General features: G+C 33.9%; 15 protein-coding genes. 13 read left to right on the top strand and 2 right to left on the bottom strand.

Annotated elements, in window-relative coordinates; all coding sequences use genetic code 11:
- Nucleotides 1–23 precede the first annotated feature (23 nt).
- On the top strand, nucleotides 24–488 hold the full coding sequence (locus AAEO57_RS16320; protein WP_341694100.1) for a DUF1440 domain-containing protein: 465 nt from the start codon (nucleotides 24–26) through the stop codon (nucleotides 486–488).
- Here AAEO57_RS16320 and AAEO57_RS16315 read toward each other — a convergent pair.
- Nucleotides 481–1563, bottom strand: coding sequence for a DNA topoisomerase IB (locus tag AAEO57_RS16315; RefSeq protein ID WP_341694099.1), 1083 nt, complete (start codon nucleotides 1561–1563; stop codon nucleotides 481–483). The genes AAEO57_RS16320 and AAEO57_RS16315 overlap by 8 nt on opposite strands.
- 466 nt (nucleotides 1564–2029) lie before the next feature.
- On the opposite strand from AAEO57_RS16315, the gene AAEO57_RS16310 reads away from it, so the two are divergent.
- From AAEO57_RS16310 to AAEO57_RS16255, 12 genes are all read left to right on the top strand, one after another.
- Nucleotides 2030–4432, top strand: coding sequence for a glycosyltransferase (locus AAEO57_RS16310; RefSeq protein ID WP_341694098.1), 2403 nt, complete (start codon nucleotides 2030–2032; stop codon nucleotides 4430–4432).
- Nucleotides 4433–4672: 240 nt separating this feature from the next.
- A complete protein-coding gene (locus AAEO57_RS16305) occupies nucleotides 4673–5431 on the top strand; it encodes an MlaE family ABC transporter permease (protein WP_341694097.1) in 759 nt (252 codons plus the stop codon).
- Between the two features lies 1 nt (nucleotide 5432).
- On the top strand, nucleotides 5433–6209 hold the full coding sequence (locus tag AAEO57_RS16300; RefSeq protein ID WP_341694096.1) for an ABC transporter ATP-binding protein: 777 nt from the start codon (nucleotides 5433–5435) through the stop codon (nucleotides 6207–6209).
- An 18-nt stretch (nucleotides 6210–6227) separates the two neighbouring features.
- A complete protein-coding gene (locus AAEO57_RS16295) occupies nucleotides 6228–7052 on the top strand; it encodes an MlaD family protein (protein WP_341694095.1) in 825 nt (274 codons plus the stop codon).
- Between the two features lie 15 nt (nucleotides 7053–7067).
- Nucleotides 7068–9884: an AsmA family protein gene (locus AAEO57_RS16290; protein WP_341694094.1), complete on the top strand. Its 2817-nt coding sequence runs from the start codon at nucleotides 7068–7070 to the stop codon at nucleotides 9882–9884.
- Between the two features lie 52 nt (nucleotides 9885–9936).
- The gene (locus AAEO57_RS16285; RefSeq protein ID WP_341694093.1) at nucleotides 9937–11136 is read left to right on the top strand and encodes an NAD(P)/FAD-dependent oxidoreductase; all 1200 of its coding nucleotides are present in this window, start codon (nucleotides 9937–9939) and stop codon (nucleotides 11134–11136) included.
- Nucleotides 11137–11305: 169 nt separating this feature from the next.
- Complete coding sequence (locus tag AAEO57_RS16280; protein ID WP_341694092.1) at nucleotides 11306–11902, top strand: hypothetical protein; 597 nt, start codon at nucleotides 11306–11308, stop codon at nucleotides 11900–11902.
- Nucleotides 11903–12086: 184 nt separating this feature from the next.
- Nucleotides 12087–13199 (top strand): hypothetical protein, encoded by a 1113-nt coding sequence (locus tag AAEO57_RS16275; RefSeq protein ID WP_341694091.1) that lies wholly within the window; start codon nucleotides 12087–12089, stop codon nucleotides 13197–13199.
- 30 nt (nucleotides 13200–13229) lie between these two features.
- Nucleotides 13230–13967, top strand: a complete 738-nt coding sequence (locus AAEO57_RS16270) for a hypothetical protein (protein ID WP_341694090.1) — start codon at nucleotides 13230–13232, stop codon at nucleotides 13965–13967.
- A 237-nt stretch (nucleotides 13968–14204) separates the two neighbouring features.
- Entirely contained in the window at nucleotides 14205–14576 is a 372-nt protein-coding gene (locus AAEO57_RS16265; RefSeq protein ID WP_341694089.1) for a hypothetical protein, read from the top strand.
- A gap of 124 nt (nucleotides 14577–14700) precedes the next feature.
- A complete protein-coding gene (locus AAEO57_RS16260; protein ID WP_341694088.1) occupies nucleotides 14701–15834 on the top strand; it encodes an NADH-dependent flavin oxidoreductase in 1134 nt (377 codons plus the stop codon).
- Between the two features lie 198 nt (nucleotides 15835–16032).
- Nucleotides 16033–16929, top strand: a complete 897-nt coding sequence (locus AAEO57_RS16255; protein WP_341694087.1) for a helix-turn-helix domain-containing protein — start codon at nucleotides 16033–16035, stop codon at nucleotides 16927–16929.
- 127 nt (nucleotides 16930–17056) lie between these two features.
- Here the strand turns inward: AAEO57_RS16255 and AAEO57_RS16250 are convergent.
- Nucleotides 17057–17722 (bottom strand): transposase (locus tag AAEO57_RS16250; RefSeq protein ID WP_341694086.1); only part of this gene is annotated, 666 nt, incomplete at its 5' end.

The following is a 17722-nucleotide window of genomic DNA, read 5'->3' as shown; positions in this document are numbered from 1 at the left end:
TCAATCCCTAAAAAGATATTTATATGAAAGCAAAAGGCGGAGCCGTTTTTTTGGCCGGATTAGTAGCAGGAACAATGGACCTTGTGGCAGCAATTACTTTTTATTCTTTCATTTTAACCAAACTTCATCCCACAAAAATCCTTCGGTCTATTGCCAGCGGTATTTTTAAAAAGGAAGCTTATACCGGCGGCCCCGAAATGGTCTTCTATGGATTGGGTTTGCATTATTTTATAGCTTTTACCTTTGCGTGGTTTTATTTTACCATCTACCCGAATTTTCCATTTCTTAAAAAAAATGCTTTTCTGTCCGGGGCTATATATGGTCTTTTTGCATGGAGTATTATGAATTTGATTGTTCTGCCCATTGCATTTCCTCAGCTTCCGAACAAACATTTAGATTTTCCTTTGCTTATTTCCATTTTAATAATCATTACCTGCATTGGTTTTCCGATCGCTTTTATTGCCAAAAAATTCTACTCTTTTAGATAGAAAGAGGCTGATAATGGTTGATTAATTCTAAAAATGCAGTTTCTGTACGGGAGAAATACTGTTTATTGCTACGGCTTTTTTTGACCTTATCAAAATATTCCTTTATTGTTCCGTCCTCATAAGTTGATATTAACAGCGGGTGAACGTAATAATTCTTGCAGACATTTCGTGTATTTCCCAAAGCTTCAGCCGTTACATCATAAGCAGTAAGGATGTTTTTTTTAATTTCTTTTTCATCTTCAGTAATTCCAATTTCCATTAAGGTTTCAAAAAAAATAACCGAGGCTGACCAGGTTCTAAAATCTTTGGCACTAAAATATTCACCTGATATTTCGTGCAGGTACACGTTGACCATGTGACTGTCGAGAATTTTTCTTTCTCCATTTTCATCATAATATTTAAACACTTCCCAACCCGGAATTTCTTCACATTTGCTCACTAATTTAATCAGTTGCTTGTTACGAATTGTTATTGAATGCTGTTTTCCTTTTTTTCCGATGAATTCAAACCGTATCGCATTTTTATTGATGTTAATATGTCGTTTTCGCAAAGTAGAAAGCCCGTATGATTTATTGTCTTTGGCATACTTTTCATTCCCGATCCTAATATGAGTTTCCTCCATTAAACGGATTACAAGGGCTACAACTTTATTTTTCGACCATTCTTTTTTTTCTAAATCGGCATCGACCTGCTTTCTTATAAAAGGCAGTTTTCTTCCAAAATCGGCTATTTTATAAAACTTGGTCTGGTTTCTAATTAAATTCCATTTAGGATGATACCTGTATTGCTTTCTTTTTTTATCATCAAGACCCACAGCCTGAAGATGTCCGTTGGTCAGTTCAGAAATCCTGACATTTTCCCAGGCCGGCGGAAGCACCAGACTGTTGATACGTTTAAGTTCTGATTTTTGTTTAATACATCTTCCATTTTTTCTATAAACAAAAACCTCTCCTTCCTTACATCTTTCGATTAGCATGGATTTGTCACTTACGTAAACCAAATCGAGTTTTTCTATCGCTTGCTGAGGCTTAGTAAGTAAAAGCTGCATTAGTTTCTCTTGATATTTTGTAGTCATTTTGCTTTTTTAATAAATAATACCCTGTTTTTCAACAGCTTAAACACATATTCCTAAAACACAGGTAACTATTTTACATTTACTCAAATATCACATAATCAAATATTTAACATTAATCCTATTAATTTTTTTTTTAACTTTAAAAAATGGTTTTATAAAAATTATTTTACAAAACAGCTTTATTACATAATTCCCATAAATAATCATTAGAGTTAATTTTTAAACGGATTGGATTAATTTCAGGTATGCCTAAATTCTAATTTTAAAAAATGAAATTTTAAACAGGCGGAATTGGGTACAAAACATGTTATCATCATGTTATCATTTAGAATCTACCATACCGCAGAAAAAATTATCATTAATGTACTGTTTTATTAGATATCAATAATGAGTAAGAATATTGGTCAGACATTAAAACAATGCTAAAACCTTCAGAATATTATGAAGACATGGTTATGTAAATTATGTGATTTTCCAGACCGGAACAGCCATTTTTGAAAACCGACTATATATTTATTACGACGCTGCAGATGACAAAATCGCTGCGGCCTCTTTGAACCTTAACGATTTATTAAACGAATTAAAAAAGAACTCCATGAAGACGCTACAAAAAATTAAATCGAAAATAGTTTTCCTGTCAACTTATCCGCCAACACAATGTGGTATTGCAACTTATACACAGGACACCATAAAAGGAATTATGGATGTCTACGGAAATTCAATCAGCTGCGAAATTTGCGATTTGGTTAAATCTCCAAAAGAAAATCCAACACAGGCCTTTACTTTAAACACAACTGACAAGGATGATTATGTAAGAGTTGCCGAAGAAATCAATAATGACAATTTGGTAAAACTTGTTCATATCCAACATGAATTTGGTTTGTTTGGCGGTAATTATGGAGATCATTTGTTAGAGTTTTTAAATGTGATAAAAAAACCTGTAACTTTTACTTTTCACAGTGTAATCCAGAATCCTAATCCTGAACTGAAAACGTTTGTAAAACTGTTGCTTTCTTACAGCAATTCGGTTTTTGTAATGACAAATCAGTCTCGTGACATACTGATCAGAGATTATGACATTCAGAAAGAAATTATTACCTGCGTGCCACACGGAACCCACGTTGTAGTTTATGAAACCCCTGAACAGGCAAAAAGAAAATTCGGTTTTGAAGACAAAAAGGTTCTCGCTACTTTCGGACTTTTGGGAGAAGGAAAAAATATTGAAACCGGTCTGCAGGCTTTGGCTAAAATTGTAGAAAAAGAACCCAATGTGCTTTATTTGATTATTGGCAGAACACATCCAAATCTGATTGTTGACGGTGTTGATCAATATCGTGAAAAATTAGAAGCCCTTGTGGATGAATTAAATTTACATGAAAATGTTCGTTTTATAAACAAATATTTAGATACTAATGAACTTTTAAATTACCTGCAAGCTGCCGACATTTATCTCTTTACTTCAAAAGATCCTAATCAGGCTGTAAGCGGTACTTTTTCTTATGCCATGAGCTGTGCATGTCCGCTCGTAGCATCCAAAATTCCACATACGGTAGAAGTTCTGACTTCAGACTGCGGAATTTTGGTTGATATTGGAAATGTAGATCAGTTTGCACAGGCAACATTAAAACTGCTTTCTGACGACCATTTGAGAGAAGAAATGGGCAAAAATGCTTTCGCTAAAACACGTGCATCATCATGGGAAAACGTAGCTATTACTCACATGAATACCTACAAAACCCTAATTGAAAATGAAACTGCAATTGAATTTGATTATCCTGAAGTTCAATTGGCGCATATCAAAAAAATGACAACTGAACTGGGTATTGTTCAGTTCTGTAAAATATCAATTCCTGATTTATCTACCGGTTACACATTAGACGATAATGCACGAGCGCTGGTAGCACTTGGAATGCATTATAAATTGACCGGCGACAAGGATGACTTACCATATATTCTAATTTATGTAGATTTTATTGAACGCTGCCAAAAACCCGATGGAAGTTTTATCAACTATGTAGATGAACACAACAGGGAACATATTGAACAAAATGCTGAAGTAAACCTTGAAGATTCAAACGCGAGAGGAATTTGGGCGTTGGGAAGTGTGGTAGCCTTAAAAGATATTTTACCTGAAAACATTGTTCATAAAGCTTCTGAGTGTTTTCTGAAAAGCTTGCCCTGGGCAGAAACAATTCAGTCACCACGATCTATCGGATTTGCTACAAAAGGACTCTACCTTTATAATTCTGTTATTCCTAATTTGTATGTTTCTGCAATTATCAACAAACTAAATGCAAAACTGGTTTCAAATTATGAAATTCACGCCACCAAAGACTGGAAATGGTTTGAAAACTATCTGACTTACGGAAATGGTATTCTTCCAGAATCTATGCTGTATGCTTATCTGGTAACCAACAAACCTATTTACAAAAAAATAGCTTTAGAATCGCTTGATTTCCTTCTTTCAAAAATGTATACCAAAAAAGGTTTCAAAGTGATTTCAAACAAAGGATGGTATCATAAAAATGAACAGCCACAGGAGTATGGAGAACAGCCAATTGATGTTTCATACATTATTCAGACTTTAAACGGTTTTTATAATGCGTTTAAGAATCCATTATACAAAGATCATATGAAAACTGCATTTAACTGGTTTTTAGGAAAAAATCATTTAAACCAGATTATGTACAATCCTGTAAGCGGAGGCGGATACGATGGTCTTGAAAAAGAAAATGTAAACCTGAATCAGGGAGCAGAATCTACAGTTTGTTATCTGACCGCCAGATTAATCATGGAAAATTTTAAGGAAGCCGAATGCAAAGTAATCGATCTGGTAAAAACAAAAGCTGATATGATTATCAACTCATAAAGATTTTAATTATTCAAATCAATCCCTTCAGCAAGAAGGGATTTTTTTTTCTTCAAATTTTTAGGCAACGTCAATTTGTGTTAATTATTATGTGTTAATGAAAATTATATAAGGTTGATGAAAAGTTGTGTAAAGAATTTTAACAAGTATAGGGGTAACTTTCATCATTATTAAAAAAGCAGCGCAAACTGTTAAAAAAACTGTTTTTTTTTAAACACTTCAACCTAAAAACTAAATATTTTGATTCTCAGCTTAAAAAATACTTTCGAAGATGTAGGGAATGCAACCAAGTTTGCTGGCCGGTTTTTTAAAGAGGTTTTTGTACCTCCTTATGAGACCAGACAGTTTTTGAAACAATGTTATGTTATTGGTTACAAATCCCTGCCATTGGTTGCCATAACTGGCTTTATAATGGGGCTGGTACTCACCTTGCAGTCAAGACCTACACTGGTAAAATTTGGTGCAGAATCATGGCTTCCGGGAATGGTGGCCTTATCGCTTATCAGAGAAATTGCCCCTGTAATTACCGCTTTGATTTGTGCGGGAAAAATATCCTCAGGAATTGGAGCTGAACTGGGTTCTATGAAAGTGACCGAACAAATTGATGCCATGGAAGTTTCAGCCATTAATCCATATAATTATTTGGTAGTTACCCGAATTCTGGCGTGTACCTTAATGGTGCCTATATTGGTATTTTTTGCCGATGCTATTGGAATCTTTGGTGGTTATGTGGGGATAAATATACATGGTCATGTCAGCTTTTACAGATATATCACTAAAATTTTTCAGTCACTGGAATTCCTGGATATAATTCCGGCCACTATAAAAACCTTTTTCTTTGGTTTTTTCATTGGAATGATCGGTTGTTATAAAGGTTTTAACGCTTCTAATGGAACCGAAAGCGTTGGTAAAGCTGCAAACTCAGCCGTTGTAACAGCTTCCCTTTCCATTTTTATTATTGATATGCTGGCCGTTCAGATAACCGATTTATTTTTTTAAGATGAAAAAGGAAACAGAAAATACAGCAGAAGTTAAAGCCAGCAAAAAAAAGGCAATCATTGAAATCAAAGATTTGCATAAAACTTTTGGCAAGAAGAACCATATTTTAAAAGGAGTAAATTTTACGGTAAACAAAGGAGAAGATTTAGTGATTTTGGGACGTTCAGGTTCCGGAAAATCAGTTACTATAAAATGCATTGTCGGACTTATTTCTCCGGATAAAGGCGAAATATATGTTTTTGACGAAAATGTACTGGAACTTCAAAAAAAAGAACTGAACGAAATGAGAGTCCGTATAGGTTTTTTATTTCAGAGCGGTGCCTTGTACGACTCGATGACGGTGAGGGAAAATCTGGCTTTTACGCTAAGGAAACATAAACCGGACTTAACCAGTAAAGAAGTAGAGAAAGAAGTACTTGAAGCTCTGGACAATGTAGGTCTTGTGGATGCTGTCGATAAAATGCCTTCCGAATTATCCGGAGGAATGCGCAAAAGAATTGGTCTGGCGCGAACCTTAATTCTAAAACCCGAAATCATTTTGTATGATGAACCTACAACAGGTTTAGACACCATTACATCAAGGGAAATCAGCGAATTAATTTTAGACATCAAACACAAGCAAAAAACCACTGCAATTATTATCACGCATGACATGGCTTGTGCAAAGCTAACCGCTGACCGCATTATAGTTCTAAAAGAAGGCATAATACACGCAGAAGGAACTTACGAAGAATTAGAAAAAAGTGAAGACGAATGGGTACGCTCATTCTTTGAATAAAAATCAAAATCAAAAATCATGAAAAAGCAATCTGGATACACCTGGAAATTAGGAATGTTTGTCACTATAGGGCTACTGCTTTTTGTACTGGCAGTATATTTTATCGGAAAACAAAAAAATCTTTTTGGCTCAACATTTCGAATCACATCGAGTTTTAAAACCGTAAGCGGTTTAGAGGTTGGCAATAACGTGCGCTTTTCAGGAATCAACATTGGTACTGTAGACGAAATTCAGCTGGCAAACGACTCTACAGTAATTGTAGGAATGGTCATTAAAGACGAGATCCGTGAATTTATTAAAACCGATGCAAAAGCCAGTATTGGCTCTGACGGACTAATGGGCGATAAAGTACTTACTATTACGCCTGGTGTGAAATCACAAAAAATAATCGAAAATAACGGACAGATTGCGTCGGTTAACGGAATTGAAATGAACGACATTATGAAAAGTGTCAAAAAAAGCATGGATAACGTAAGTATAATTTCTGAAGAACTGGCCGTTTTCAGCCATAGCATGAACAACGGCAATGGAGCCTTGGCAAAATTAATGCGTGATCCAGGCATGGCAAACGCAATGGACAAAACGCTTAATAATCTGGAAAAAGGGACTAAAGGTTTCAGCGAAAACATGGAAGCTGCCAAAAGCAACTTTCTTTTGAGAGGTTATTTTAAGAAAAAAGAAAAAGAGAAGGAAGAAAAGCTTGAAGAAGCAAAAGAAAAAAAGGAAGAACAGCAGGAAAAACTTGAAAAAGAAAAAGAAGAAAAAGAAGAAAAAGCTAAGGAAGAAAAGAAAAAAGCTGATGAAGAAGCCAAAAAAGCAGAAGATACCAAAAAGAAACCGTAACTATAGTGATACGAAATGAATTACAATTTCAAAAATATTGTTTTAAAGACGTTAAAAATTTCAGGAATAGTCATAGCCTCTGTTTTATTGCTGCTTTATTTAATTCCGCTTTTTTTTCCCGGAACAGTAGCTTCTGAGGTCAAAAAAATTGCAAACCAAAGATTAGACAGCAAAATAGAATTTTCAAAATCCAGGTTTTCGTTTTTTACCCACTTCCCTTCCCTGACCGTTTCGCTTGATGATTTATCGCTAACTGGTTCTGCTCCGTTTAAAAATGATACTTTGTTAAAAGCCAAACAGGTGGCATTCGGAATTAATATTAAAAGATTATTGTTTGATAATGAAGTAAAAATTAACAAATTATACGTTTCAAACGCTGATATAAATGTAATGGTGAATCAAAAAGGACAAGCCAATTACAATATTTACATTGCTCCTGAAGAACTTTCGGAAAAAGACAAAAACAATAAAAATGCTCCAGATGAAGGAACTGCAATTCGTTTAGAGCGCATTGATTTTAAAAACTGTAACATTAAATACAATGACCGTTCTGCCAAAATTCTGATAGATGCAAAAGGCTTCAATTATGTGGGAAAAGGAAATTTAAGCGAAGATATTTTCGACCTGAACACAGATGCACAAATTGATAATGTCAGTTTCTACTACAACCGAACGGCTTATTTGAGAAAAAAAGAAGTACATGCCGATTTAATTACCAGAATCAATACACATGCGCTGTCTTTTATTCTTCAAAAAAACGAATTGAAAATCAATAAATTGCCTTTAAAATTCACCGGTTTATTTACCATTTTAAGAGACGGATATAAAATAAATATCAAGGCTGCTTCTGAAAACACAACTTTAAAAGACCTCTTTTCGGTAATGCCTCCTGAATATTTAACCTGGCTTGAAAATACACAGCTGTCCGGACGAAGTGATTTGCTTTTTACTTTTAAAGGAAATTATAATGTGGCCAAAAAACAAAAACCGGATCTTGCTTTCAACATAAAAATTAACGAAGGCTCTGTAAATTATAAAGATGCTCCTGTTCCGCTGACCAATTTTCAAATGAACCTTAATACCATCATGCCTTCACTTGATGTCGAAAAATTAAGGGTCAATTTAAGCAAGCTCAGTTTCAACGTAGGGCATAATGATTATTTCACTGCATTTTTGCAAAGCAAAGGATTCACAGAAATGAATGTCAATGCAAAGATAAAAGGCGCACTTGATCTTGCTACACTTGATGCTGCGCTGGGTTTAAACACAATAGATTTAAAAGGAACCTTAATAACCGATATAGACGCAAATGGGCTTTTTAGTACTTCTAAAAAATTATTTCCTAAAACCAGAGGCGGAATTTCATTAGATAATGGCTGGCTCAAAACAGATTCCTATCCAAACCCAATCACAAAGATTACTTTTGCAGCCAATGTGCTTAACAAAGCCGGCACCTACAAAGACCTGATTATCGCAGTTGCTCCTGCTTCTTTTGTATTCGAAGGAAATCCTGTGTATGTAAAAGCGGCTCTTTCTGACTTTAATGATCTGGCTTATAATGCCAAAATAAAAGGAGAACTTAATGTAGGTAACATTTACAAAGTGTTTTCCAGAAAAGGAATGGATGTTACAGGTTATGCTAAAGCCGATCTTTCTCTTCAGGGAAAACAAAGTTATGCTACCACCGGGCAATATGACAAATTGGATAATCGCGGAACGATTCTGCTAAGAAATATCAAAGCCACGTCAGAACTTTTTCCGAAACCTTTTTTAATTAAACAGGGAAATTTCAGGTTTCAGAATGAAAAAATGTGGTTTGAGAAATTCTATGCTTCTTATGGAAAATCAGATTTTGATATAAACGGTTATCTGTTAAACACTATCAATTATTTCCTTGAATCCCGTGGCACTTTAAGCGGGAACTTCAATTTAAAATCAAAACTGATCAATGTCGATGAATTTATGGCATTAGAAAAAGGTGAAAATAAAGACCGGAATCTGGAAGTTGAGTATGCAAAAGAAGACCATCCGAAAATGAGCGGAGTAGTCATTGTTCCTAAAAATCTAAATGTAAGTCTTACAGCCAATGCTGACAAAGTTGAATATAATGGACTTGTTTTTAACGATCTCAAAGGAAAAACATGTATTTCTAAAGGTAATTTTTATTTGCAAAATGCGGTTATCAATATTATTGACTGTGCATTACTGATAGACGCTTCTTATAAAGATGAATCGCCAACGGCAGCCCGTTTTGATGCTCATTTTCGTGCAAAAAACTTTAGTGTACAAAGAGCTTACAACGAAATTCCGATGTTTCATGATATGGTAACTGTGGCCGAAAAAGCTCATGGAATCATCTCAATAGATTATAAAATAAAAGGAGATCTGGACGGAAATATGAGTCCGATTTATGAATCACTTGAAGGTGGAGGAACTTTGAATTTACGCGATGTAAAAGTAAAAGGTCTTAAATTATTTGACGGAATAAGCCAAAAAACGGGTCAGGACGGTTTGAATAATCCCGACATGGAAGGCATCCAAATTAAATCTTCCATTGATAACAATCTTATTCATATTACCCCTTTTACTTTTAGTGTTGCCAGTTTCAAACCTACGCTCAAAGGAACAACAAGTTTCGATGGTCTTTTAGACCTGAGAATGCGCCTCGGGCTTCCTCCTTTTGGAATTATTGGTTTTCCAATTACGATAACAGGCACTCATGAAGCACCAAAAATAAAAGTGTTCAGCAAAACCGGAAAAGAAATACTGGATGCAGTGTATAACGAAAAAAGTAACAAAGTAATTCGAAAAGAAAAAGTTAAGACAAAGTAATTTTTATGAAACAGATCTTAAGATTATGACGAATTTCAAATAACCTATCAAAATGAAACTACGCTCAACAGAAAGCTTCTGGCCCTTAAAACATGCTATGGAAAACAGTTATCCATCTATAGCATCCAATATTGAAACGGAGATTTTAATTATAGGCGGTGGAATTACCGGAGCTTTGATTGCCTATAAACTTATTAATGAAGGAAAAAAAGTCGTTTTGGTTGACCGTCGTGATATCTCTAATGGGAGTACGGCTGCGAGCACTGCCCTGCTCCAATATGAAATCGATGTTTCATTGCATGACCTTATCAAAATAAGAGGTTCAAAATGTGCTGTTGACAGTTACAAAAACGGAAAAAAAGCCATTTTTGATTTGCGAAAAATCGTGGATGATATAAAAAGTGACTGTCAGTTTGAATTCAAAAAAAGTATTTATTTCTGTTCCTTGAAAAAAGATGTCCTGTTTTTAAAAAATGAATACGCTACACGAAAAAAGCATGGTTTTGATGTGAAATGGCTGGAAAAATGGGATCTCGAGAAATTCGGATTGAACGCTTTGGCCGCTATAGAATCTGCAACAGCAGCCGTTATGGATCCGTATCGTCTTGCTCAGGATTTGTTTGTGTATTGCCAAAAAAGCGGAATGCAGATTTTTGACCGTACGAACATTATTTCAACTAAAAAACTAAACGAAAAACTGATTGCTCATACCGAAAATAAATATACTATTTCTGCCGACCATATTATACATTGCAGCGGTTACGAAAGCACGGAAACACTTACTGAGAAAATTGTCGATCTTAAAAGCACTTATGTAATTACCTCTGAAAGTATTCCTGAACTGTCAAATGATTTTAAAAAAGCTATTTTTTGGGATACTTCAAAACCTTACGTCTATTTCAGGACAACACAGGACAACCGGATTATTATGGGCGGCGGCGATGAAGATTTTAGAGATCCCCAGAAAAGAGATAGATTATTGCCCAAAAAAGAACGGTTTCTTTTAACCAGATTCCAAAAAAAGTTCCCGAAAATTAATTTCAAAACCGATTATTCTTGGGCTGGTACTTTTGGAGAAACCCAAGACGGGCTTCCCTACTTTGGAAAACCGGATCCCGACAGAAACGAACATTATGTCCTGGGATTCGGCGGAAACGGAATTACTTTTAGCGTAATGGCTATGAATTCGATACTAGATTCTATCAATAATAAAGAAAATCCCGACTTGGATTATTACAGGTTTGGCAGGTGATTTTATATGTTAAATTCTTACTTCATTATTTACAGCAAAAAAATAAATATCTTTGAGAAGATAATTACGAAGCAAACATTCGCATATACACCTGAATTCGGATAGATCTGTGACTGTTTGTTTCGTATATAAACTAGTTAGCGGATAGACTAAAAAAATCGCGGTAAAAATGAAAATACCAAACAGAAGAAGATTAATTGATTCAAAAAAAATATTTACTATATCATTAATTAGTATTGTAATTACAATCTTAAGTGTTTGGTTTTATGGAATTGGAAAACACAAAACAGTTATAGAAAATTCCTTAATTTCAACCTCAATTCTTTCAATCGCTTTTTTTCTTTTTATTACAATTAGTTTATATAACGGAACTAAACTTAAAGATAGCTTAGGGAAATTAACGGATAAATTTGACTCTAAAAAACTAAACTTTTTAAAAGAGATGAATGCTGACGGTGGTTTCGGACATTCTATGCCAGAAATTGGAGAAGGAATCGGTGGAATAATAATGAGTATAATTTTGTGGATTTTAGCGACGATTATTATTAGCTATCTGTTTTTTGCACTTGGAGCAATAATTTGGATATCAATATTAGTGTTCTTGGGAATGTTATATTGGATTTTTTTCAGAGCATTAAGATTGATATTTAAAAAGTCTTCAGAATGTAGTGGGAATATTGAAAGAAGTATATTTTACGGATTTACATACACAATTTTATATAATTTTTGGATTTACGGAATAATTTTATTGACCAAAATCTACTAGAAATGAGAGTAAGTCCATCCGCTAACAGCCACTACAACGGATTTGGGCATTGAGCTTAATGGAAAGATGGTTTTGTATTTGGGATGATTTGGCAAATCCGAAAATAGGGCTTAATTTAGTCCCAAACCCGCTGTAGTGCCAGAACGTTATGCGTTATTTTACCAGAAAACGACAAAATTATTAAATGAAAAAAACCATCGGAAAACCAGAGAATTGGCAAGACTTTGAATCACTTTGTAAAAAACTTTGGGGAGAGATTTTCTCAATTCCTAATAAAATTAAAAAAAATGGCAGATTAGGTCAAGAACAAGCTGGGGTTGATGTTTATGGAATTCCAAAAGGAGAAACCAAATATTGGGGAATTCAAGCGAAAGGAAAAGATGATTATTCAAATGCCAAATTATCTGAAAAAGAAATACTCAAAGAAATAGAAAAGGCGAAAAAGTTTCAACCTGAACTTGCTGTTTACATTATTGCATCTACAACAAATAAAGATGCAAAAATAGAAGAATTTGTACGATTAAAAGATGTTGAAAATCAAGCAAATGGTTCTTTTGAAATTTTGTTATATTGTTGGGAAGATATTGTTGATTTAATTGAAGAAAATAAAGATACTTATAATTGGTATCTACACGGAATCAATCAAAAAGACAAATTTGATTTTAAAATCTCTTTTAATAAATTCGAAGAAAACCTTATATTAAATCCGATTTTCGAAAAAAATATAACCAAATATACTTTAACGGATAAAACTAACTCTGAACTTTTAATTGAAAAATTTAGTTTAGGGAATAAATTAGATTTTCTTGAACTCAAACCATTTTCATTATTTCATTCAAATACAGTTAATAAATCTTGGTGCGATTTTGAATTAGTTATGGAAAATACTGGTTCTGTAGTTATTGAAGATTGGCGATTAATATTAAAATTTATAAGTGGAGTTGCAAGACTAGATACCGGTTCTCCTTTATTTCCAAGATTATCGCTTACCGATTACGTTGATGATGAAAACAAAACAATAACTTACAGACCAATAGAAAATAAACCTTTAATTCAAAAAGATAATAGATATTTTGAAATTTCACTACTCCCAGATACAGATTCCGACAGAATTATTGTTGAATGGGAATTATTAGCAAGAGATTTTAACAGAAAAGAAACATTCGAAATTAAAATTGAACCAGAGTATATTGAAAAAGTAAAATTTGAAGAAGTAAATAGAGAATCACAATTACAAGAAGAAGACGTTTTTATTAGCTATTATGTAGTTGAAAAGGAAAATAAAAACAACGCATAACAGCTACAACGGATTTGGGCATTTGGCTTAATGGGAAAATGGTTTTGTATTTGGGATGATTTTGCAAATCCGAAAAAAGAGCTTAATTTAGTCCCAAACCCGCTGGTAGTGCCAAGACGTTATGCAACATTTTACGAAACACATCATATGAAAAACCCTTTTTTCCTAATTTTAATCTCAACAGTTAGTTTGTTTTCGCAAACTAAAATAGATTTACGAGATTTAACTTTTCAAGTTCCAACTGAATATTCCCAAGTAAAAAAAGAAAATGCTGAGATGAATTACGATGCATTTTATGAAAATGGAAAAATCTTTATTGACTCTAGTAATATTGAAAAATCACCAATAATTGCATATCAATATTATGAGAATCCAGGCGCTGGAGAAGAGAGATCAGAAAGTGTGCTAAAAATGCTAAATAAAATAACAGCAGAAGATTACAAATGTGACACATTAATAATTGAAGAAAATCAAAACTATTCACTTGCTAAATATGATGCATTTGGAAAAACCTTATTTGAAGGCAAAAGCTTGGGAGAAAAAGGTTGGCTAAATATTCAACTTTTTGATGACCCTAAAAATGACAAGTCAAATTTAAAAAAAATGTTATTTGTTCTTAATACCATAAAACACTCAGGTCCTTATGGTGGAGAATATCAAGAACATATGAATAAATCTGGAGATGCTTCAAAATGGGCAATCGTAGCCTTCATTGCTTTTTTAGCTATTCATTTCATAAGAAAACAGTTAAATAAAAACGTTGCATAACAACTACAACGGATTTGGGCAATTGGCTTAATGGAAAAATGGTTTTGTATTTGGGATGATTTGCTTCGCCTGTTCGCTATCGCTCGGGTGGCAAATCCGAAGAATGGGCTTAATTTATTACCAAACCACTAATTACCAGTGTACTTAAGAAAAAATATGAAACAACTCTTATTCATTATTTCTTTTTTGTCTATGACTAGCTTTTCCAATGCCTGCACCTGTATTGGAAAATCTAAAATGAAAAAAGCAATTAATCATGTAGATGTTTTATTTACAGGTAAAATCATTTCTCGTGAAATTTACACCGATTCGAATTTTCCGAACATGATATTAAAAAAAGTAATTTATACAGTTTTGGTGACAGAGAAACTAAAAGGAGATATAAAAACAGATACCATAAAAATTTATACTGGTTTAGGAAATGGAGATTGTGGAGTAGAATTTGAAATTGGGAAAAGTTATATAATCTATTCAAATTATGAGGAAGAGTTATTTAAGACGAAAGTCCCTAAATTTTTATCTACAGATATTTGTACTCGAACAAGCGAATTTAAAGATATTGAATTTAAAAAAATAAAAAGATATGCAAGAAGAAAAGGCTACTGCTAACAGGTACTCTCGTACTCATAAATAGAACGTAATTTGTATCACAAATTAAGACTTTTGTATAACTAATAGAATTATTTAACTCCCCACCTTTGCATCATCATTTAACAATATAAAAAAATAAATAATGAGCAAGACAACAGATACAAAACAATTATTCCAAACTTTTACATTTAAAAACGGAATTGAAACTAAAAACAGGATTGCAATGGCACCAATGACAACCTGGGCTAGCAATGATGATTATACCATATCAGACGATGAAATAAAGCATTACCAAGCTCGAAGTGGAAACGTTGGATTGGTAATAACGGGCTGCACCAGAGTAATGGCAAACGGAATAGGCTTTAACAATGAATATGCCTCTTACGATGACTCGTTTTTGCCGAGCCTTAAAAAACTAGCAAATGCTGCAAAAAAAGGAGGATCACCTGCAATACTTCAAATTTATCATGCTGGAAATAAAGCGGTTTTGGATCTTATTCCTGATGGTATTCCGGTAAGTGCAAGTCCTGTAGCATTAGCACCATCGATGTTTTATGCAGGAGGAACCGTATCACGTGAACTTACACATGATGAAATTTTAGAAATGATAAAGGCTTTTGGTGAAACGACTCACAGAGCAATAAAGGCAGGCTTTGACGGAATAGAATTGCATGGAGCTCATGGATTTCTATTGCAAAATTTCTTTTCGCCCTATTACAATAAAAGAACCGACTATTGGGGCGGATCCGCCGAAAAACGAATGAACTTTGCTGTAGAAGTGATTAAAGAAATTCAAAATGTAATTGAAAAGTATGCCGACAGACCTTTTATGATAGGTTTCAGAATCTCACCAGAAGAACCTGAAAGTTATAGAGTGAAAGATACTTTTCCATTGATTGATAAACTAATCGACTGCGGAATTGACTACCTGCACATTTCACTTGCTGATCTGCTTTCACAAAAACCAACAGATAATGAAAATGAAGATGCTACAATTTTAAATTTAATACTCAATTACGTCAATCAAAGAGTTCCTGTTATTGCTGCTGGAGGCATCAAACAGTATAATGATGCAATAGAGGCACTAAAAACAGGATTGTCATTGGTGGCTGTTGGTCACGGGCTTATAATTAATCCAAATTGGGTGGAGCTTGCATCTAATGAAGAAAAAGCAGATGAAGCTTTAAGTTTGTCTAAAGCAGATGAACTTGCAGTACCTAAAAAACTTCAGGAATTCATTCAGGTTGCAACGGGATTTTTTCAGGTGACGGACTAGCTTTCTGTTTTAAAAATAAAGATAAACCAATTTGCAAAAATGTAACCTACTTTTGTATCAATTGTATTAGTTTATGATTATTCGATACATTAAAGCTGTATTGCATAGAAAATTCATTAAATTAATTGGTAGCTAAATACCTTTGATTTTTTTGGAAGAACGAATGAAATTAAATAAATTCACTAAGAAATAGGGCTTATGAAACATTACAAAACGATAAGTGAACTCTGTAAATCAAACGGATTTCCACCACCTGAAAATCCGCTTCTGGGCATACTAACTTTTGAGAAGTCAGAAAAGTGTGCTTTTATTGAGAGAGAATTTACGATGGCGTTTTATACGATAGCCTTAACAAAATTAAAAACAGGAACCTTTCAATATGGCAGGACAAAGTATGACCACGAAAATGGGTCTTTGGCATTTCTAAAGCCACATCAGAAAATAATGATGAATAATGTAGAAACCAGCGAAAAAGGGTTTCTACTCTATATCCACGAAGATTTTTTATTAAACCATAACCTTCATTCAGAAATAAATAAATATGGATATTTTGATTACGAAGTGAACGAAGCTTTGCATCTGTCACCAAAGGAAGAAGATATTATATGGGATTTATTCAATAAGATAGAGTTGGAATATTACAATAATCAGGATGAGTTCAGCAAAGATATTGTAATTACTCATATAGATTCCATTTTAAAATATGCTCAACGGTTTTACAAACGGCAATTCTTGAATAGGTCTGTTTTATCAGGCACCATAATCACGAAATTTACCGACATACTGAAACAATATTTTGAAAACGGAGGTCTCCAAAAAAACGGCTTGCCATCTGTAAAATATATGGCTACGAAATTAGCCTTGTCACCAAAATATTTAAGCGATTTATTAAAACAGGAAACAGGCAAAACAGCACTGGAACATATTCACATTTCATTAGTTATGGAAGCAAAAAATATTTTAATGAGTACCGACAAAACCGTAGCAGAAACAGCCTATGAATTAGGTTTTGAAAATCCGCCCTACTTTACAAGACTTTTTAAAAAAGAAGTAGGCGTTACACCTACAAAATATAGAGATCGGTTTTTGAATTAGATTTAGAATATGCCGAGAAAAAGCACTACCGCTTACACATGTAGCTGTTGCACAACCCTCCTTAAAAAATAAACTTTATAAAAAAAAACATAAAAAGAGACCTCTTTTAAAGCGATTTAAAGGAGGTTTATTTTTTTAGTAAAGTTTTGTTTTCAAAAAAAAGAAGACTAAAAACAGTCTGTTTTAAGCCCAACAAGAGGCTTTTTGAAAAAGCCTGCGCCTTTCCTTGTAGTGGGGATACAATTCCGGCTTGGGATTTAGGCTTTCGCGCTATGAAACGCAGATATTTCTTGAGGTTGTAAGTCAGGGATGCCATCAAAACATGTTTATTGGCTTGTTGGATTCCACGGCTGTTGAGCCTTTTCATGTTGGTAAAGTTTATCAGAGTTCCCAAAACCGGTTCTACCGTTTTGCTTCGCACCCGAGCCATCCGCCTGGCATAATGGGGATTTTGGGTAAGCTTTTTATGCATTTTATCGTAGAGTTCTTTATGGATACTGTCGTCCAGCTTTTTGAATTTGGTGACCTTACCGCAGCATTCTTCTCGTAAAGGACATTTTTTACAGTCCGATTCACTGCTTCTATACTGGTTTTTGCGATAATTTTTGCTGTCGATTTTCTCACCTTTAAAAACCAATACAGCTTTGTGTCCTCCTTCTTTTATACACTCGTATTGATTCTTTTCTTTGTTATAAATAAAGCCTTCGCGCTCGGGCTTATACTGCCCAAAATTAGGCATCCAGGCATCTATCTTATTATCGTCAATATACTTTAGAGCCTCTCCGCTGCTATA

This window comes from Flavobacterium calami (genome assembly GCF_038290035.1).
GTDB lineage: Bacteria > Bacteroidota > Bacteroidia > Flavobacteriales > Flavobacteriaceae > Flavobacterium > Flavobacterium calami.
The sequence above is the reverse complement of the archived record's forward strand: the minus strand, read 5'-3'. Positions and strand labels throughout refer to the sequence as shown.